We start from the raw sequence: 20231 nt of genomic DNA on the forward strand, positions 1-20231 counted from the left end.
CATGATAAAATTCTTTCGTCATATACGTTATAAACTTATGAATGAAAACAAAACTGGCCGCTACTTTAAATATGCCATTGGAGAAATTATTTTGGTCGTTATAGGTATTTTGATTGCCCTGCAGATTAATAACTGGAATGAACTTAACAAGACAAGACATACCGAAGTACAGTTACTTAAAGAACTTAAAGAGGACCTAGAAGAAACCAAACTCGATTTAATTACAGATATAGCTAAAGCAAAAAAGATACTTTTGATAACAGACACACTCTACAGAAAAATCACTGATGAAAACTATAACAATCCAATAAAAATTTCTACAAGTTATTTATTAGAAACATCAATGCTATTCCCAAAACTAAGTGCTTATGAAGCCCTACAATCCATAGGTATTACCATAGTATCTAATACACAACTAAGGAAAAATATAACCGACTTGTACCAATTACATTTAACAAGAATTACCGCGAGCGAATTATATACTGAAGATTTAAACCAAAATGTAATTAAGCCTTATTTAATAAGCAATTCAAAATTTGGGTCTAATTGTACTGATTGTAAAGATCTATTTTCACTCTATGGAACTCTTGAAAATAGGCGAAATAATTTTTATATAGTTTCTAACCCCGATGATAGATTAGTTCATCTTTTAAAAGAAAAGTTTGATTTATTTTATGAATTGAATAAAAGATATGAAGGCTTAGCATTGCGGATGGATGAAATTATAGCATTAATTGATAAAGAAATTAAAGCCTAAATATGATTAAATTCTTCCGTAATATCCGCAAAAACTTACTTATGCAAGATAAAACATCTAAATACTTTAAATACGCCATTGGCGAAATCATCTTGGTCGTTATTGGGATTTTGATTGCATTGCAGATAAATAACTGGAATGAAAACCAAACCATTAAAGGAAAGAATGCGATAATTCTGCAAAATTTAAATGATGAGTTTAATGAGAACCTCACAGAAATAAATAATGATATACAAAGATTAGATACTGTTATTGTAGCAATTAAGGAAGTGATGTCTATAATGACAGACAGTGAAGCCGAAATAACTCAAAAAGAATTCGATTTACTTTTAAGTAGAACCTTTACAACACCTTCTTGGTCACCAAGCTCATTTGTGCTCATAGAGCTTAAAAACTCTGGAGCATTAACCCAATTAAATGATAATGCTCTAAAAAAATTATTGTTCAAATGGGAAAGACAGTATAGTAAAATGAAACAAGTACAGGACGACTATGACCTTTATAGTGCAGAGTATATTGAATTTATTACTAAATACGGATCCGTAAGAAATCTGGATGCATTAATGGGCACTATAAAAACCTTGGAGCCATCATCAATAGCCATCAATCCCATTAGTTTTTTAAATAATCGAGAATTTGAGAACCGCTTAGAAAATTTTTATTTCTTGGCGTATAGACTCAGAAACGATTATAAAAGTCTAACACTTCTGATGAATGAAATAATTAAAGCAACAGAAACAAATGATTAAATTCTTTAGACATATTCGTCAATCCTTAATTATGAAAAACCAAAGTGGAAAATACTTTAAATATGCCATTGGCGAAATTCTCCTTGTTGTAATTGGTATTCTTATTGCCTTGCAGATAAATAATTGGAATGAAGAAAGAAAAGAAAACATTAAATTAAAAACGGCAATTCAGTCTGTATATATTGATTTAATATCTGACAGTTTGCTTATTAATAAAGAATTACCTCTTGTTTATGAAAGAAATGCTATAATTCCTAATTTATTGAGAAGATCTTATGCAACAGAAGCAAATCTCGACACTTTAGTTAAGATAATGAAAAATGAGTTTCCAATAAGATGGTATTCTTCACCAGCCTACAATACCAATACCTTTTCTAATTTAAAATCTACTGGAGCTTTTGATATTTTGCCAGCTAAGATTAAAAACCCATTATCAAACTATTATACGGTTATGGCATCCAATCAAGATTTAGTTGAAAAAACACTAGATCAATATCGAATCCATTTAGATGATTTTGTAAAGCAGTACAATATTATAGGCAGATTGTATGATGAAAATTATAATAATAGTTATTTATATAATCATACATGGACAAATATTGATAGCAAAGATTTTACGCCTAGAGTGGCCGTAATGCTAGCAGCTTATAATGTTTTATACAGAGCTGCAAAATCAGAATTAGAATCAAATCAGCAGAATATACGAGAAATGCTTCCGTTATTACAACCTTATTTAGACTAATACTAATGATTAAATTCTTTTCTCAAATAAACCAAAACCTAGTTATGAAAAATAAAATCTTTAGTGCTTGTTTACTCTCACTTCTTTTACTAAAATTTAATTGCAAAAACAAAGAAGAAAGCAATGCTATGGAAACTATAGGAAATGAAACAACTAAAACGGAAAAACAGTTAATTACTATAAATAAAGCCAAAGACATCATAACCATCGATGGTATAGCTGATGAACCTGTATGGCAAAAAGCTACTTGGCAACCTTTAGATCAAGTTTGGTTGGGAGACTCACTAACTTCTGATGATTTTTCGGGACGCTATAAACTAACTTGGGACAAAGACACACTTTATTTACTAGCAGAAATACAAGATGATACTTTAATAGACATATACAAAGACCCATTAAAGCAATGGTGGGACGACGATTGCCTCGAAGTGTTTATTGACGAGGATAATAGTGGCGGAGAGCATCAATTTAACCACAATGCTTTTGCTTATCATATTGCATTAGATGGCAATGTTGTGGATATGTCAACAGAACAAGAAGGTAAACTCTACAATAGCCATGTGGAATCTAAACGTATTACTGAAAATAATACCTCTACATGGGAGGTTAAAATTTATTTATACGATGATAGTTATGATGATGCTAATAATTTAAATGAGCCCGTCAAATTAACATTAAATAAAAAGATTGGGTTTGCACTCGCCTATTGTGATAACGACCACAGTGAAACCCGAGAACACTTTATCGGTTCAATACCCGTAGAAGGAGCCGATAAAAATCGTGGTTGGATTGATGCTGATATTTTTGGGACCTTATTATTGAAAGGAGATTAAACCTCAAAAAAAACGAGCTGACGAATTTTATGTCAACCTGCACACATACAAATTCAATTGTTTGATATAGTCTCTTTAACCTTTTCTTCTCGCGTCACATTAGATAGGTTAATAGCAGTTTCAATCAATGCCAAATGAGAATATGCCTGTGGAAAATTCCCAAGCAAGCGTTTGGTCTTAAAGTCTATATCCTCACTGAATAAACCTAAATGGTTACTATAAGATAAGAGTTTATCAAACTGCTTTGCAGCCTTCTGCTCCTCTCCTATTTTGTACAGACTATTGATAAACCAAAACGTACATATCGTAAACGATGATGATGGCAGACCAAAATCGTCTTTATTTTTATAACGGTACAATAAACCATCATAACACAGCTCGCGTTCAATCGCTTTCACAGTGCTTACAAATTTAGGGTGTTTGGCTTCAATAAATCCATAGGCCTCCATAAGCAATACTGAAGCGTCTAAATCCTTAGAGCCATAGGACTGTGTAAAGGCCTGTACGTCATCATTCCAAGCATTGGTCATAATATCTTCCCTAATCGTTGCCTCTAACAATTGCCATCGTGCCATTTTAGACGTTTTACCTAAAAGTTTTGCCACTTTTATGGCCTTGTCCACAGCAGTCCAACACAACACCTTAGAAAAGGTAAAATGCTGATCTCCTTCTCTAAACTCCCAAATACCCTTATCGGGCTCTTGCCAGTGATTTTTAACGACCCAAACAATCCCTTTGGTCATGGTCCACAGTTCCTCACCATGCTCAACATCATTTTTAAAGTTGACTAAAAGCTGATGAATTACATCCATTAAGATCCCATAAATATCATTCTGGCGTTGCTTGTAAGCAGCATTACCAACCCTAACAGGGCTTGAGTTTTTATAACCCGATAGATGGTCTAGAGTTTCTTCAGTCAGTTTTTTTTCACCATTAATGCCATACATTATTTGAAGCTTCTCGTCCTTATCTGGCATTAGGTTTATTATGAATTGTAAATAGCGTCGTGCAATATTTTTATGCCCTAATTGAGACATCACTTTTATGACCATAGAGGCATCTCTAATCCAACAAAAACGATAATCCCAATTACGTACTTCGCCAATAGTTTCTGGCAAAGAGGTTGTTGCTGCAGCTAAAACCGCACCTGTTTTATCATAGCTTAACAGCTTTAGAGTTATTGCACTTCTGGCAATGTAATCGTTATAACGGTTAAACGTTGGTGTACGCTCCATCCAATTTAACCAATACACCTTAGTACGCTCGTACTCTAACTTAGCGGATTTAATATTTGGTTGAAATAGCTTTTCATTATATCCAACCCAGAAATAGCAATCGGATGTTAATGTTACAGTATCGCCATTGACAACTTTAGCTTTATCTAAATTGGTATATAAAAACAACGTGTCATAGGTATCTTCATCATTGAGGCTTACAATAAATTCACTTTTAATATAGGTAAAGGTTTCTCCTTTGGCGTATTCAAGTTTAGGATCGTATTGTATTTTAAAAGTGGGTTTGCCAGAAATGTATTTTATATAGCGAATAAATTCTGGTGGAGAATTGTATCCACCATTCATTTTATAGTAGCGGGGCATAAAGTCAATAACTTCAAACACATCCAGGCCATTACTAAATCGTGTTTTTAAAATGGCCGTGCTCTGCATATATTCTTGTTTAATCGTATAGCTATCGTCAACATTAAACCCAAAAGAGCCACCATTATGTTCATCTAATAGTTTTGCAAATACTGAAGCAGAATCAAACTTAGGCAGGCAACACCAATCCATCGAACCCTTTTTTGATATTAAAGCGGCACTTTTACAATTACCAATTATGCCATAATGTAAATTATTCATTAAATTTTGATTTAAAATGAGGGTAAAACCTCTAATTTCTTTAAATTAACGAAAATCTTAAATCCCTACCAAGATTATATTATGAATAAAACAATAATTGTTTCTAATCGATTACCATTACAAATTTCAATCGAAGAGAATGATGAACTTAAAGTCGTTCCAAGTGTAGGTGGATTGGCTACAGGAATGAAATCCGTTCATGCAGATGGCAATGGCATCTGGATTGGCTGGTCTGGTATTACCGATGAAGATTTGGATGAAAGTCTCGAAAAAAAAGTTAATTCAAAAATAAAAGAAGCTAAATGTCGTGCTGTAGGATTGACGGAAAAAGATATTGAAGATTATTATCTAGGCTTTAGCAACCGCACCTTATGGCCTCTTTTTCATTACTTTACAGAATACACGGACTTTGAAAAAACGCATTGGGAAGCTTATAGGCGCGTCAATCAAAAATTTGCAGACGTGGTTGTTGATACCATCGAAGATGGCGATACAGTTTGGGTGCACGATTACCAATTATTATTGCTCCCTGCAATGATAAAAGCACAAAAACCAAATGTTACTATTGGCTTTTTTCTACACATCCCTTTTCCGTCTTACGAAATTTTCAGAACCTTTCCGTGGCGTGAGGAATTATTGACTGGTATGTTGGGTTCTGATCTTTTAGGCTTTCACACCTATGATTACGAGCGTCATTTTTTAAGCTCCGTAAAAAGGATCCTAAGGTTAGATGTTAAGTTTAATGAAATTTCATACTACGACCGCATTATCAAGGTAGACTCCTTCCCCATGGGAATCGATTATGAAAAATTCTATAATGCAGCACTTCAACACAATGATCCTAAAACGGAAAAGTCCGAACTACAAAAACGACTAGACACACACCTTAATGAAAAAGATGATAAAAAATTTATACTGTCTATAGACCGTTTAGATTATACCAAAGGTATTCCCAACCGTATAAGGGCTTTTGAATATTTCTTAAACGCCTATCCAGAATATAAGGAAAAAGTAAGGTTGGTCATGCTGGCAGTTCCTTCCAGGTCTGGTGTCCCTCAGTATCAAAAATTAAAACGCGAAACAGATGAATTGGTCGGACGAATTAACGGTCAATTTTCTACCGTAAGCTGGACTCCGATTTGGTATTTTTACAGATCACTCCCTTTTGAAAATCTAATCGATTTATACACGTCTTCAGATGTAGCCCTTATTACACCCGTTAGGGATGGCATGAATTTGGTAGCTAAAGAATACGTTGCTACACGGACCAACCAAGATGGAGTTCTTATTTTAAGCGAAATGGCTGGTGCTTCAAAAGAGTTAAATGACGCACTTTTAATTAACCCAAATAGCTTTGACGATTTTGCTACAGCACTAAATCGTGCATTGACCATGCCTTTGGAAGAGCAGAAAAGTAGAATGAAAATTTTACAAAAACGCCTGAAGCGTTACACGGTTGAAAAATGGGCAGAAGAATTCTTTAAATCTCTAGAGGCGACCAATCAAGTACAAGAGGTTGTGGTATCAAAAAAGTTTAATGTCACAGTTGAAAATCAGTTAATTACAGATTTCAAAAAAGCAAAAAACAGATTGATTTTGTTAGATTATGATGGTACCTTAGTTGGCTTTAAGGACAATCCACAAGATGCCAAACCAGATAAAGAACTTTATAGTCTTTTAGACGGTTTTGAAGAACAGGAAAACACTAACTTGTGCCTCATAAGTGGACGTGATAAAGAAACATTTGAAAACTGGTTTGGAAACAAAACATACGATTTAATAACGGATCATGGAGTATGGATGCGTCAAAAGAATGAATGGGAAGCTTTAGAGCGCTTAAAAACAGATTGGATGGAAAACATTAAACCCATTCTAATGAGTTTTGTGGATCGTACACCAGGAACATTCATTGAAATAAAGAAATACTCCCTGGCGTGGCATTACAGAACGGCAGATCCAGAACTGGCACAAGTTAGGACCATGGAGCTCAATACCGTTTTAACAAGTATGGTATCTAATAACGAGCTATCCGTGCTACAAGGCAATAAAGTCATAGAAATAAAGAGCAGTAACGTTAATAAGGGGCGAGCTGCCAACCAATTGTTTGTAAAAAACGATTATGATTTTATCCTAATTATGGGTGACGACTGGACCGATGAATACATGTTTGAAGCCGCACCAGAAATGGCATACACCTTAAAAGTCGGCTATGTTAAAACCAAAGCAAAATATCAAATTAAAGGACCTGAAAAGGTTAGAGAATTACTTCAAAAACTAAAATAAAAATGCAAAAATTATTATTAAGTCTCGGACTTGTATTAACCATGAGCCTATCTGCTCAAGTCGATCCTAAAATTTACGATATCATAGATGCTGTGTCAGAAGATAGGATTAGACATGATGTTAAAACTTTAGCTGATTTTGGTACACGACATACGCTAAGTGATACTATCTCTGAAACCAGAGGAATTGGTGCTGCCCGTCGTTGGATAAAATCGGAATTCGACAACATTTCAAAAGAATGCAACAACTGTTTAGAGGTCTTTTTTCAAAGTAATCTTATAGAAAAAGGCACTAATCAACGTATCGTCAAAGACGTTAATGTGGTCAATGTGGTGGCCATTCAGCGTGGTACAAAATTTCCCAATCGCTTTATTATCATGAGTGGGGACATTGACTCTCGTGTATCTAATCCAACAGACTTTACATCAGATTCGCCAGGTGCCAATGATAATGCTTCTGGTATGGCAGGAGCTATTGAAGCAGCAAGAGTACTTTCTAAATACACCTTTGAAAGTAGTGTGGTTTACCTTGGACTCTCTGGTGAAGAACAAGGTTTGTTCGGTGGGCAAGGGATGGCAAAATATGCGCAGGATAACAATTGGGAAATCATCGGAGTATTGAATAATGATATGATTGGTAACATTAAAGGAGTCGATGGCGTCATTGACAACCGAACCTTTAGAATTTTCTCAGAACCGATTACAACTGCCGAAAACGACCCTGAACAATTAGCAAGACAAGCGAGAGCACGTCGTTTTTATGGTGGTGAAGTCGATGGTATCTCAAGGCAATTGGCACGTTATGTACATAAAACAACCCAAACCTATATGCCCGAGATGAATCCTATGATGGTCTATCGTCTCGATCGTTTTGGGCGCGGAGGACATCACAGACCATTTAATGATGTTGGTTTTGCAGGAATCAGAATTATGGAAGCTCACGAAAACTACACGCAACAACATCAAGACATTAGAACCGAAAATGGCATCAACTATGGAGACACCTTTGAGCATGTTAACTTTGGCTACGCAAAAAAACTGACTGCTGTAAATGCCATTACTATGGCTAACCTTGCTTCTGCTCCACCTGCTCCAACTAATGTTGGCATTGGTGGTATTGTTGAGCCTTCTGCCAAATTGCAATGGAATAAATCTGATGGTGCAAAAGGCTATAAAATTTATTGGCGAGACACCACCTCACCAACTTGGGATCATAGTCGTTATGTCGGTGATGTTTCTGAGTTCACATTAGAAGGAATCGTTATCGATAATTTCTTTTTTGGCGTTGCAGCTGTAGGTGAAGACGGTCATGAAAGCATGGTTGTTTTTCCTAGTAGAATTGTAAGATAGTTGCCACATAAGAGGATGGTAAAACGTCTTTATTTAGTGTTTTTTATATGCACCTTGAGTTGTTCCAAGGATGTGAATAAACCTGGGTTTATTGAATTTGAAGAAACACCAGATTCACTCTTAGTTATTTATAAGAATAAATTATTCTGTCCGGTTTATGCTAAAATTAAACATAAGTCAACTCAAAATATTGAATATGTTCAGGTAAATCCTAAAAGTGATACGCAGATATTATCGTTTTTAAAATCAGAAAACGACACATTAAACATCTTGAAAAATTATCAATTTTCCGGGCATTATGGACTGTATGATTTTAAAACTTATGATACAACCTATAACTATGCGCTGCCATTTTTAAAGGATTATAAATCAAGTATCATTCAAGGATACAACGGTCAATTTTCGCATAAAGGACAATTTTCTTCAAAAACGTTGGACTTTAGCATGGATATTGGTGACACTATTGTTGCTGCAAGAGATGGAGTTGTTATATCGACCATAGTAAACCATAATAAACAAGGTACAACAGAAGACTTCCGTAAATATGGCAATTACATAATGGTTTACCATGATGACAATACATTTTCTCAGTACGTACATTTAAAACAAAATGGTAATTTAGTGGCGGTGGGAGACTCCATTAAACGAAATCAGCCTATTGCACTATCTGGGTTTACAGGATTAACCACGACTCCTCATTTACATTTTGGAGTGTACAAACCAACCCATACCGGGTTTGAATCTATTGATATAATTATCGATTCGATTCCAGCGAAAGAATTAAAAAGAGGACAAATTATCATAAAAGATTAAAAATGAAATTAAAACAGTTAATGAGTGTACTTGTACTACTATTTGTAGCAAGTGAAGGTATAGCACAAGAACTTATAGAAGAGAAAAAATTCACACGTCAGGACACGCTTCGAGGGAGTATTACTCCCGAACGAGAATGGTGGGATTTAACCTATTACCACCTCGATATTGAAGTAAAACCAGATGAGAAATTCATATCTGGTAAAAACACAATCCACTATAAAGTGTTAAAAGCTCATCAGGTCATGCAGATTGATTTACAAGAACCTATGCTCATTACTAAAGTGCTTCAAAACGGAAAAGAACTAGACGTAAAACATGAAGGCAATGCCCATTTCATTACTTTAAAAGACAATCAAAAAATCGGTGAAATCAATTCTTTAGATGTGCATTATAAGGGACATCCGCGCGAAGCCAAAAGAGCTCCTTGGGATGGAGGATTTTCTTGGAAAAAAGACAAAAACGAAAATCACTTTATTGCGACATCTTGTCAAGGTTTAGGTGCCAGTGTCTGGTGGCCAAACAAAGACCACATGTATGACGAAGTGGATAGTATGCTCATCAGTGTAACACATCCAAAAGGCTTAATGAATGTCTCTAACGGACGATTACGAAAGCTTGAAAAGCATGAAAAAACTGTGACATCGTACTGGTATGTTGATAATCCCATCAATAATTATGGAGTCAATGTTAATATCGGGGATTATGTTAATTTTTCTGAAGTGTACGAAGGTGAAAATGGTAAACTAGATTTAGACTATTGGGTGCTCTCATACAATTTAGAAAAAGCTAAAGAACATTTTAAAGACACGCCAAAAATGATGAAAGCCTTTGAACATTGGTTCGGTCCCTATCCGTTTTACGAAGATAGTTTTAAGTTGGTTGAAGTGCCTTACTTGGGGATGGAACACCAAAGTTCCGTGACCTATGGCAATCAGTATATGAAAGGGTATTTAGGCAATGATTTATCACGTACTGGCTGGGGATTAAAGTTCGATTTTATTATTATACATGAAGCTGGGCACGAGTGGTTTGCTAATAATATTACCTATAAAGATGCGGCGGACATGTGGATTCACGAAGGTTTTACGGCCTATTCTGAAAATCTGTTTTTAGACTACCATTACGGAACAGAAGCATCTGCCGATTATGTCATAGGTACACGAGCAAACATTCGAAACGACAAGCCGATTATCGGTCAATACCACGTTAATAATGAAGGTTCAGGCGACATGTATTACAAAGGTGCAAATATGCTGCACACGCTTCGCCAACTTATTGAAGACGATGAGTTGTGGCGAGATATTTTACGTGGGTTGAACAAAGAATTTTACCATGAAACTGTAACGACACAACAGATTGAAGATTATATCAGCAAAAAAACCGAGAAAGATTTAAGCGCATTTTTCAATCAGTATTTAAGGACCTCACAAATTCCGACTTTAGAATACAATTTTGAAGCTGGTCAACTTAAATTCCGCTATGTAGATATTGTAAAAGATTTTGATATGCCAATAGAAGTAAAAATTGGCGATAAAAGGGATTGGATATTTCCGAGTGCAGCGTGGAAATCCATAGAAACGGATGCGACTACATTAGAAGTCGATCGGGATTTTTATATACACTCGAAAAGAGTAAAAAATTAAATCGGAATTGTCATTCCTGCGAAGGCAGGAATCTTGTTAAGAATGCATAAAACAATCCATCAATATTATCTGTACATTATTACTAATAAGAAAAATGGTGTTGTTTATATAGGAGTTACAAATGATTTAGAAAGAAGAATGTTCGAGCATAAAAACAAGTTAGTTAAGGGATTTTCTTCAAAATACAATCTTGATAAATTAATGTATTTTGAAACTTTTCAATATATAAATGATGCCATTACAAGAGAAAAGAATATGAAAAAATGGAAGCGTGATTGGAAAATAAGATTAATTGAAGAAGATAACCATGACTGGAGTGATTTATCAAGTGATTGGTTGCATAAATGAGATTCCTGCCTTAGCAGGAATGACAAACAAAAAACTTAAATGACAGACCTACCAGAACTATACTTTAAATCCGATACCGAGTGGCGCAAGTGGTTACACGATAATCACAATAAAAGTTCTGGTGTACACCTTATCTTTTATAAAGTAGATCATCCTAGAGAATCCATGCGTTGGGAGGAGGCTGTTAGGGTGGCATTATGTTACGGTTGGATTGACTCTACTGTAAAAAGCCTTGGCGATGGCAAAAGGCGTCAATATTTCTGTCCAAGAAAGCCTAAAAGTGCGTGGAGTGCCGTTAATAAAAAGCATATTAAAGAACTGAAAAAAGAAGGTCTTATGCACACAAGTGGATTAGCTTCAATTAAAATTGCCAAGGCTAATGGCAGTTGGACAGACTTAGACGATGTTGAAAATGGTGTTATCCCAGAAGACCTAAAAGTGGCTTTTGATAAAAACCCTCTAGCTTTCGATAATTATAACGGGTTTGCAAAAGGCTATCAAAAAAGCTACCTCTATTGGTTACATAGTGCAAAGCGGGAAGCAACACGTCAAAAACGAATTGAAGAAATTATAAAGCTTTGCAAGGCTAATGTTAAAAGTCGTAATAACAGGTAAACAATATGCTGTCATTCCGAACAAAGTGAGTAATCTTATCAAAAGATGTCATCCTCATCGTAAAACAATTACATCCTACAGTCCACTAATAAAACTGCCATAAGGATCCTTAAACTGTAACCCTTCAGAATAGCGGTACTTACTTAACTTTTTAAATTGCACCAGACCCCAAAGGATAAACTCTTTTTCAAAATAGACATCTTGCTTATCAATATCTGGTTGATAATCTGCTAATAATGCATCTAAAGGTGTCACTTCATCTAGCTTAGCTTTATATGTGGCATCATCGAAATCATCTAATAACTCAAAACCTTCCCCATTAAAAAACCAAGAGATTAAATCATCGTAAGGAGTGTCTTCGCCTTGCTTTTCTAATTTTTCAATTTTTGGAAAGTACTTAGGGAATAATGTTTTAATGGCATTATTCAACAACTCGTTTGCCACAAAATCCGCTCCTTCTTGTTCACCCTCGTACACCAACTCAACTTTACCTGTAATTGCGGGAATAACCCCAATAAAATCCGAAAGCCTTACAGTTGTTTTATCATCACCAGCTATTAAAGCACGTCGTTCTGCTGTGCTTAATAAATTCTCATAAGCCGTAATACTCATACGGGCACTTACACCACTTTTTATATCCACATATTCACTGTCACGAGCCTCAAAGCTGATTTGCTCTAATAAATCTTTCGCCAAATCTGGAACATACACTGAACTGGATTGTTCCTCTACTAGTTTTGCTTCTTGAGAAGTAATGGTTCTGGCCGTGTCAATAGTTTCAGGATAGTGGGTTAAAATCTGAGAACCTATTCTATCCTTTAAAGGGGTAACGATGCTTCCTCTGTTGGTATAATCTTCAGGATTTGCAGTAAAGACAAACTGCATATCTAAAGGCAACCGCAATTTAAATCCACGAATCTGAATATCTCCTTCCTGCAAAATATTGAATAGAGCTACCTGAATCCGCGCTTGTAAATCTGGCAATTCATTAATAACAAAAATACAGCGGTTGGCTCGTGGAATCATTCCATAATGAATGACGCGATCATCCGCATAACTCAACTTTAAATTTGCTGCTTTTATAGGGTCAACATCTCCAATAATATCCGCCACAGTAACATCGGGAGTGGCTAATTTTTCTGCAAAACGGTCATGACGATGCAACCATGTAATTGGTGTATCGTCACCTTTTTCTGCAATTAATTCTTTGGTATATCTCGAAATAGGCTCTAATGGATCATCATTTATTTCTGAACCTTCTACCACAGGAATATATTCATCCAACAAATTCACCATCATACGTGCCAAACGTGTTTTTGCCTGACCTCTCAATCCTAATAAATTAATATTATGTCTTGATAAAATGGCACGTTCCAATTCAGGGATTACAGTATTCTCATAACCGTGAATGCCTTCGAATGTCTTCTTTTTGTTTTTTATGTTTTCTATCAAATTACCCCTTAATTCATCTTTTATAGATTTAGGTTGATAACCAGATTCTTTTAATTCTCTTAGTGTATTTATTTCTTTCATTTTCTAGCTTTTGGCTTTTGGCTTTTGGCTATTAGCTAACTCAACTTGAGCTAAAGGCTAAAAGCTAATAGCTTTTGTTTATCCTTTAATTCTTCTTTTTCTATTATTTTCGTAATCTTCAAATATCATTTCTCCCAAACCTTTTAACCCAGTAAAAAATGCCTTGCCCCTATTGGCTTGCGTAAATTCCTGAACAAATCGCATCAAATATGGATCTTCTGCAATCATAAATGTCGTTATAGGAATATGCAGACGTCTTGCCTGCTGTGCCATAGCATAACACTTATTTGTAATAAACGGGTCTAAACCATTACTGTTTTTATAATATTGACCATCTGGCATCCTTAAACAACTTGGTTTACCATCAGTAATCATAAATATCTGCTTATTGGTATTACGTTTACGTCGTAACATATCCATTGCCAATTGCAATCCTGCAACCGTATTGGTATGATAAGGCCCGACTTTTAAATACGGTAAATCTTTTATTTTTATAGGCCAAGCATCGTTTCCAAACACTAAAATCTCTAAAGTGTCTTTTGGATAGCGCGTGGTTATTAATTCTGATAATGCCATGGCGACTTTCTTGGCAGGTGTAATTCTATCTTCACCATACAAAATCATACTGTGGCTAATATCTATCATCAATACCGTACTCATTTGGCTTTTGTGAAGAGTTTCTTCCACAACCAAGTCATCTTCGGTTAAGTTAAAATTTCCTACCCCATGGTTGATCTGTGCATTTTTCAAACTCTCTGTGATAGACACCTTTTCTAATGCATCACCAAATTGATAAGCTCTAAACTCACCAGTATGCTCATCGCCCAATCCAACTCCTTTACTTCTATGGCTCCCTGAACCACTGCGTTTTATTTTTCCAAATATATGGTCTAAGGCCTGTTTACGGATGGCACGTTCAGTTTTAGCAGTAATGGTCGTTTTTCCTTTACCACCACCATTACCTGTTGGGTCAATCTCTTCTCGGATATACCCTTTATTTTTTAGGTCTTCAATAAAATCGTCTATGGTGTAATCTGGAGTGGTCAATTCATACTCTTTGTCCAATTGACGCAACCAATCAATCGCTTCATCAAAATCACCAGATGTATAGGTAATCAATTCCTTAAAAATCTCAAAGAGCTTTTCAAAAGGAGACTGGTTAGGAGCCTCGTAGGTTTTAAAAACAAATCCCGAAGGTCTTTTTTTCTTTGTCATAGCTGTATAAAAATACTCCTTTTTAAGCACACCCTAAAAGCATTAACATCTCTTTTAGAAATGGCTCATAAGTTTTAGTTATTTTTATACTTTATATTAACTAACCAATAATACAATGAAGAAATTTTTCTCCTTTGTTATGCTATTCTGTATAACATTTTTATCTGCACAAGAGTTTTCAATGGATATGGTCAAAAATATGACCCCGAGGAATATTGGTCCTGGAGGGATGTCCGGACGTGTTACTGCCATTGATGTTGTCATAGACAATCCTGACGTTATGTATGTCGGGACGGCATCTGGTGGTCTTTGGAAATCAACATCAGGAGGTATAACATGGGAGCCCATATTTGATGAAGAACTAACAGCCTCAATTGGAGCTGTGGAAATTCAGCAGTCTAACCCAAGTGTGATTTGGGTAGGCACAGGTGAAGGTAACCCAAGAAATTCATTGAATGGTGGCTATGGTGTTTATAAGTCGCTTGATGGTGGAAAATCATGGATGGCCATGGGTCTAGAAAAGACCAGACACATCCATAGAATTATTGTTGATCCGACCAATCCCGATGTGGTATATGTCGGTGCCATTGGTTCGCCCTGGGGAGAACACCCTGAGCGTGGTGTTTTTAAAACTACGGATGGAGGAAAAACTTGGAACAAAATCTTATTCGCAAATAATAAAACCGGAGTTGCAGATCTGATTATGGACCCTACGAACCCCAACAAGTTAATGGCAGCCATGTGGGAACACAAACGTGACCCTTGGTTCTTTAACTCAGGTGGAGAAGGATCTGGTTTACATATTACACATGATGGTGGTAACACTTGGAAAAAAGTCACTGAAGAGGATGGTTTTCCAAAAGGAAACCTCGGTAGAATTGGTATAGCTATAGCACCAGGTAAGCCAAATATTGTCTACGCATTGGTTGAAGCTAAAAAGAATGCTTTGTATAAATCTGAAGACGGTGGATTTAAATGGAAAAAAATCAATGATAAAAGTGATATTGGTAATCGACCATTCTACTATTCTGAAATTTATGTAGATCCACAAAATGAGAATAGAGTCTATTCAGTATTTACCTATGTTAATGTCTCTGAAGATGGAGGAAAGAATTTTGAACAGTTAATGCCAGCCTACGGTGTGGATAATGGGGTTCACCCGGACCATCATGCATGGTGGATACATCCAGATGATGGTAGTTTTATGATTGATGGAAATGATGGAGGTATGAATATTACCAAAGACGGCGGAAAAACGTGGCGTTTTATAGGAAACCTCCCCGTAGCTCAATTTTATCACATAGCAGTTGATAATGAATATCCATACAATGTCTATGGCGGTATGCAAGACAATGGGTCTTGGAGAGGTCCTGCTTATGTATGGAGGTCACAAGGCATTAGGAATAGTTATTGGCAAGAAATTAGTTTTGGTGACGGTTTTGACGTGGTACCAGATAGAGACGACAGTCGTTACGGATGGTCCATGAGCCAGCAAGGTTTTGTCAGTCGTTATGATTGGCAAACTGGAAATAATTACGGTGTGCGCCCAACACATCCAGACCCGGATGTTCAATTGCGTTTTAATTGGAATTCTGCCATAAATATTGACCCTTTTGATAATAGTACCATATACTTCGGAAGTCAGTTTGTACATAAGTCAACGGATAAAGGTGAAACTTGGACTGTTATCTCACCAGATCTCACTACAAACGACCCAGAAAAACAGAAACAATCCGAAAGTGGTGGTTTAACTATGGATGCTACGGGAGCAGAAAACCACACTACCATTTTAGTTATTGAACCTTCGCCAGTGGAGCGCAATATGCTTTGGGTAGGTACAGATGATGGCCGTGTTCATTATTCGCAAAATGGAGGAGCCAATTGGACAGACGTTTCAAAAAACTTAAAAGGCTTGCCAGAAGGCAGTTGGATTGCTCAAATAAAGGCATCAAATAAAAATAAAGGAGAGGCGCTTTTAATCGCCAATGATTATCGCCGCTTTAATTATACTCCGTATGCGTATCGTACTAAAAACTATGGTAAAACCTGGGAACGTATTGTCGACGGCAACGATGTTGAAAGTTACACCTTGGCAATTGTAGAAGATTTAGAAGAACCTAATTTAATGTTTTTAGGAACTGATGATGGTTTATATATTTCACTTAATGCAGGACAAAAATGGACCAAGTGGACGGAAGGTTTCCCTACCACCTCTGTTAAGGACTTAGTCATTCATCCTAGAGAGCACGATTTGGTTATCGGAACTTTTGGTCGTGCGGCATGGGTCTTGGATGATATTAGACCACTGCGAGAAATGGCGAAGAATCAGTCTGTGATGGATTCTAATATAAAATTATTTGATCCACCAACAGCTATTCAGGCGGCGTATCAACAACCAACAGGCAGTCGCTTTGGAGCTGATGCCATGTATCATGGAGAAAACCGTGGTGGTGGTGCGAGATTTACATATCTCTTTAATAAAAAGGATATGCCTAAGAAAGATGAGTCTGATGAAGACGAGGCTTCGAGTACCTCAGCCTCCGACGATGGTGATGATAAAGTTCAGGATGACAGCAAGAAAGCTGTCAAATGGGATTCACTTCAACTTAAAATCTATGATGGTGATCGTTTAATACGGACTTTGAAGCGTAAAGTACCAAAAGAAAACGGGTTGCAAAAATGGACTTGGTATATGGATGAAGCTGGAGTAGAGCGCCCTTCGAGACGTAATCGCGATCGTAATTTTGAGCCTAGTGGAGTTTCAGTAAAACCTGGAACTTATAAAGCGGTGTTACATTATGGCGATTTAATGTCTGAAACAACTGTAACGGTAGAATCTGATCCGAGATTAAATGTTTCTCAAAAGAATATCGAAGAAGTTTATGCAGCTGCTAAAAAATTAGAAGGCTATCAAGAAACCGCTGCTAAAGCCGCAAAACAATTGGTCACGAGCAAAGAGATTGCCGACAAATTCAAAAAAGACTTGACAACTTTGGATAAAGAAGCTTACAAAGAGCAAATAAAAGCATCCAAAGAAATTTCAAAATCCATAGATAGTCTTTTGGATAAATATTTTGGGAAGCGAGACGAACGCCAAGGTATTACAAGAAACCCGGAAGTGACTCCTTTACAACGTTTAGGTTTGGCCAATAACTATGTCTTTAACAGTCAAAGTGGATTAACCTCAACAGAAACAACTTTGATTAAAAATGCTAAAGATGCATTGAGTGAATTATTAAATGAAACCAATGCCTTTTTTATTGATGAGTGGCCAGAGTACAAAACTAAAATGGATGCACTTAAATTAGATCCTTTTAAAGAGACTGAAACATTTAAAATTGATTAGCTAAACCTTTTTGAAACAAAATAAGCAAAGAAGCATTAACATTATGTTTGCACGATTGTATTTATCTGCTTAACTTTAAGCAAAATAGAAAAATTATTATGAAATATTTTAAAATTGCAACATCTGTATTGTGCATTATGGCACTAACAGCTTGTAAAAATGATAACAAAGAAAAGGAAGTTGAAAAAGAAATAGAGGTCGAAGAAGTGGTTGAAAAACCAGACAGTATGGATGCTCAAAAACTCGAAATCACTTTAGAACCAAAAAGTGATACCGAAGTTTCAGGTACTGTGACCTTTAAAGAGACTAATGGCAAAGTCTATATGATGGCTAATTTAACAGGTCTGGATGAAGGAGATCACGCTATCCACATCCATGAAACAGCTGACTGCTCTTCCGCAGATGGCACTTCAACTGGTGGCCATTGGAACCCTACCGCGCAACCTCATGGTAAATGGGGAGCCGCCGAAGGATACCATAAAGGCGATATAGGTAACTTTACTGCAGATGCAAATGGTAATGGTGAAATTAGTATGAATACTACAGAATGGTGTATTGGTTGTGATGATGAAAACAAAAATATTTTGGGTAAAGCCATTATTGTACATCAAGGTACAGACGACTTTACCTCACAACCTTCAGGCGCAGCAGGAACACGTATTAGCTGCGGAGGCATTATTCAATAATATTATCTATATTCGTTTATCTTATAGACTCAAATCATAGACAATTATATGTCATTAGAAACTTTATTGCCAAAATTTAAAAACAAAGACGAAAAAGCCTTTGGTGAACTTTACTCTATGTACAGTGATAGTATCCATGGTGTTGTTTATAATATCGTCAGAGATACAGATATTGCCACAGAGGTGATGCAAGATGTCTTTATAAAAGCGTGGCACAAATCCGATACTTACTCTTCAAAAAAAGGGAGGTTCTTTACTTGGATTTTAAATATTGCACGCAATGCAGCCATAGATAAAACGAGATCTAAAGCTTTTAAGAACTCAAAGAAAAACCTCAACAGCGATTATTTCGTAGATATAATTGAGAGCAATGATAATCTGGATAATAGCACTGATGCTATTGGAATTAAAAAGTTTGTTTCCAAATTAGGCAAAAAGTGCAAAGCCGTTATTGAGCTCTTATATTTTAAAGGATTTACTCAAAAAGAAACCTCTGAAGAATTAGATATGCCGATTGGTACAGTTAAAACACGAAACAGAAACTGTATTAAGGAATTAAGAGAAATGGTATTATAGAATATGGATTTAAACGCCTACATAGAATCTGGAATTTTGGAACTGTACGTTGCAGGGCAACTCTCTGAAAAAGAAAATGAGGAGATATACGAATTGCTACAGCAGCATCCCGAATTGCTAAAAGAAGTTTTAGACATTGAAGCAGCCGTTATTAAATTAACAGCGTCTGTGTCTCCACATGCCGTAGATTTTAGTTCTTTCTCTGGCCGATTGACCAAGGACACTAAAGTGGTAGACCTCAAACCTAAGAAACCGAATTGGATATCTTACACAGGTTGGGCAGCTTCTATTTTATTAGCTGGTGGTCTTATTTGGACCATGAACAAAAATAAAGAGTTAGAAGCCGACCTCGAAGTTGTTAAAATGGACGCTATTGAGCTCGAATACGAAATTGAGAAGACCAGAAACAACCTTGAAGATGCCAATAGCGTATTAGCAGTAATGCGAGATAATAATGTAACTAAGGTGCCATTAGCAGGTCAAGGTAATTTTGAAGACACCTATGCCAATGTGTATTGGGACAAGGACAATAACCGTGTACTAATTGATGCTGATGGATTACCAGAAGCTCCAGAAGGTAAAGTTTACCAGGTTTGGTCTTTAACCTTAAATCCATTGACACCGACAAGCTTAGGTACTATTGATGACTTTAATACGGATGACAATAAGATATTTGCCATTGCCAACGCTAATGAGAGTGAGGCATTCGGTATTACTCTAGAGCCAGCTGGTGGTAGTGAAACTCCAACAATGGAACAATTACATACATTAGGTGTCGTTTCTACTGCACCGTAGTAAAAAACACAAAATAATGACAAAAAGCCATTTCAAATTGAAATGGCTTTTTTTATGCCTTGATTTTATGAGAGTTATATTTTTTA

17 protein-coding genes are annotated in these 20231 nt (G+C 36.1%); 14 read left to right on the plus strand and 3 right to left on the minus strand.

Annotation, left to right across the window (positions count from 1 at the left end; genetic code table 11):
- Window position 1: 1 nt before the first annotated feature.
- Genes ACFEMA_RS05650 through ACFEMA_RS05665 form a run of 4 tightly spaced genes read left to right on the plus strand, consistent with a single transcriptional unit; the run spans window position 2 to window position 3081 of the window.
- Window positions 2-757 carry a DUF6090 family protein gene (locus ACFEMA_RS05650; protein WP_411767080.1) on the plus strand — a complete coding sequence of 252 codons (756 nt, stop codon included), beginning with the start codon at window positions 2-4 and terminating at the stop codon, window positions 755-757.
- Between the two features lie 2 nt (window positions 758-759).
- Window positions 760-1506: a DUF6090 family protein gene (locus ACFEMA_RS05655; protein ID WP_411767081.1), complete on the plus strand. Its 747-nt coding sequence runs from the start codon at window positions 760-762 to the stop codon at window positions 1504-1506.
- Entirely contained in the window at window positions 1499-2248 is a 750-nt protein-coding gene (locus ACFEMA_RS05660; RefSeq protein ID WP_411767082.1) for a DUF6090 family protein, read from the plus strand. The genes ACFEMA_RS05655 and ACFEMA_RS05660 overlap by 8 nt, the downstream gene beginning before the upstream one ends.
- A gap of 44 nt (window positions 2249-2292) precedes the next feature.
- Window positions 2293-3081 carry a CBM9 family sugar-binding protein gene (locus tag ACFEMA_RS05665; protein WP_411767083.1) on the plus strand — a complete coding sequence of 263 codons (789 nt, stop codon included), beginning with the start codon at window positions 2293-2295 and terminating at the stop codon, window positions 3079-3081.
- A 53-nt stretch (window positions 3082-3134) separates the two neighbouring features.
- Here ACFEMA_RS05665 and ACFEMA_RS05670 read toward each other — a convergent pair whose 3' ends face one another.
- On the minus strand, window positions 3135-4940 hold the full coding sequence (locus ACFEMA_RS05670; protein WP_411767084.1) for a glycoside hydrolase family 15 protein: 1806 nt from the start codon (window positions 4938-4940) through the stop codon (window positions 3135-3137).
- Window positions 4941-5021: 81 nt separating this feature from the next.
- Here ACFEMA_RS05670 and ACFEMA_RS05675 point away from each other — a divergent pair, with 81 nt between their 5' ends.
- The 6 genes from ACFEMA_RS05675 to ACFEMA_RS05700 are packed head-to-tail and all read left to right on the plus strand — an operon-like array spanning window position 5022 to window position 11994.
- Complete coding sequence (locus ACFEMA_RS05675; protein WP_411767085.1) at window positions 5022-7223, plus strand: bifunctional alpha,alpha-trehalose-phosphate synthase (UDP-forming)/trehalose-phosphatase; 2202 nt, start codon at window positions 5022-5024, stop codon at window positions 7221-7223.
- Between the two features lie 2 nt (window positions 7224-7225).
- Window positions 7226-8572, plus strand: a complete 1347-nt coding sequence (locus tag ACFEMA_RS05680) for a M28 family peptidase (protein ID WP_411767086.1) — start codon at window positions 7226-7228, stop codon at window positions 8570-8572.
- Between the two features lie 54 nt (window positions 8573-8626).
- On the plus strand, window positions 8627-9385 hold the full coding sequence (locus tag ACFEMA_RS05685) for a M23 family metallopeptidase (RefSeq protein ID WP_411767087.1): 759 nt from the start codon (window positions 8627-8629) through the stop codon (window positions 9383-9385).
- A 2-nt stretch (window positions 9386-9387) separates the two neighbouring features.
- The gene (locus ACFEMA_RS05690; RefSeq protein WP_411767088.1) at window positions 9388-11031 is read left to right on the plus strand and encodes a M1 family metallopeptidase; all 1644 of its coding nucleotides are present in this window, start codon (window positions 9388-9390) and stop codon (window positions 11029-11031) included.
- 42 nt (window positions 11032-11073) lie between these two features.
- On the plus strand, window positions 11074-11379 hold the full coding sequence (locus ACFEMA_RS05695) for a GIY-YIG nuclease family protein (protein WP_411767089.1): 306 nt from the start codon (window positions 11074-11076) through the stop codon (window positions 11377-11379).
- Between the two features lie 39 nt (window positions 11380-11418).
- Window positions 11419-11994, plus strand: a complete 576-nt coding sequence (locus ACFEMA_RS05700) for a YdeI/OmpD-associated family protein (RefSeq protein WP_411767090.1) — start codon at window positions 11419-11421, stop codon at window positions 11992-11994.
- Window positions 11995-12069: 75 nt separating this feature from the next.
- Here the strand turns inward: ACFEMA_RS05700 and ACFEMA_RS05705 are convergent, their stop codons facing one another.
- Both ACFEMA_RS05705 and ACFEMA_RS05710 read right to left on the minus strand, forming a co-directional pair.
- Window positions 12070-13527: a magnesium chelatase gene (locus ACFEMA_RS05705; protein WP_411767091.1), complete on the minus strand. Its 1458-nt coding sequence runs from the start codon at window positions 13525-13527 to the stop codon at window positions 12070-12072.
- A gap of 78 nt (window positions 13528-13605) precedes the next feature.
- On the minus strand, window positions 13606-14742 hold the full coding sequence (locus ACFEMA_RS05710) for a vWA domain-containing protein (protein ID WP_411767092.1): 1137 nt from the start codon (window positions 14740-14742) through the stop codon (window positions 13606-13608).
- A gap of 115 nt (window positions 14743-14857) precedes the next feature.
- Between ACFEMA_RS05710 and ACFEMA_RS05715 the strand changes: the two genes are divergently transcribed.
- From ACFEMA_RS05715 to ACFEMA_RS05730, 4 genes are all read left to right on the plus strand, one after another.
- Window positions 14858-18088 carry a WD40/YVTN/BNR-like repeat-containing protein gene (locus tag ACFEMA_RS05715; protein WP_411767093.1) on the plus strand — a complete coding sequence of 1077 codons (3231 nt, stop codon included), beginning with the start codon at window positions 14858-14860 and terminating at the stop codon, window positions 18086-18088.
- 98 nt (window positions 18089-18186) lie between these two features.
- Window positions 18187-18774, plus strand: a complete 588-nt coding sequence (locus tag ACFEMA_RS05720) for a superoxide dismutase family protein (protein WP_411767094.1) — start codon at window positions 18187-18189, stop codon at window positions 18772-18774.
- A 48-nt stretch (window positions 18775-18822) separates the two neighbouring features.
- Window positions 18823-19350: an RNA polymerase sigma factor gene (locus ACFEMA_RS05725; protein ID WP_411767095.1), complete on the plus strand. Its 528-nt coding sequence runs from the start codon at window positions 18823-18825 to the stop codon at window positions 19348-19350.
- A gap of 3 nt (window positions 19351-19353) precedes the next feature.
- Complete coding sequence (locus ACFEMA_RS05730; RefSeq protein WP_411767096.1) at window positions 19354-20145, plus strand: anti-sigma factor domain-containing protein; 792 nt, start codon at window positions 19354-19356, stop codon at window positions 20143-20145.
- Window positions 20146-20231 lie beyond the last annotated feature (86 nt).

Source organism: Winogradskyella sp. A3E31 (assembly GCF_046720935.1).
Taxonomy (GTDB): domain Bacteria; phylum Bacteroidota; class Bacteroidia; order Flavobacteriales; family Flavobacteriaceae; genus Winogradskyella.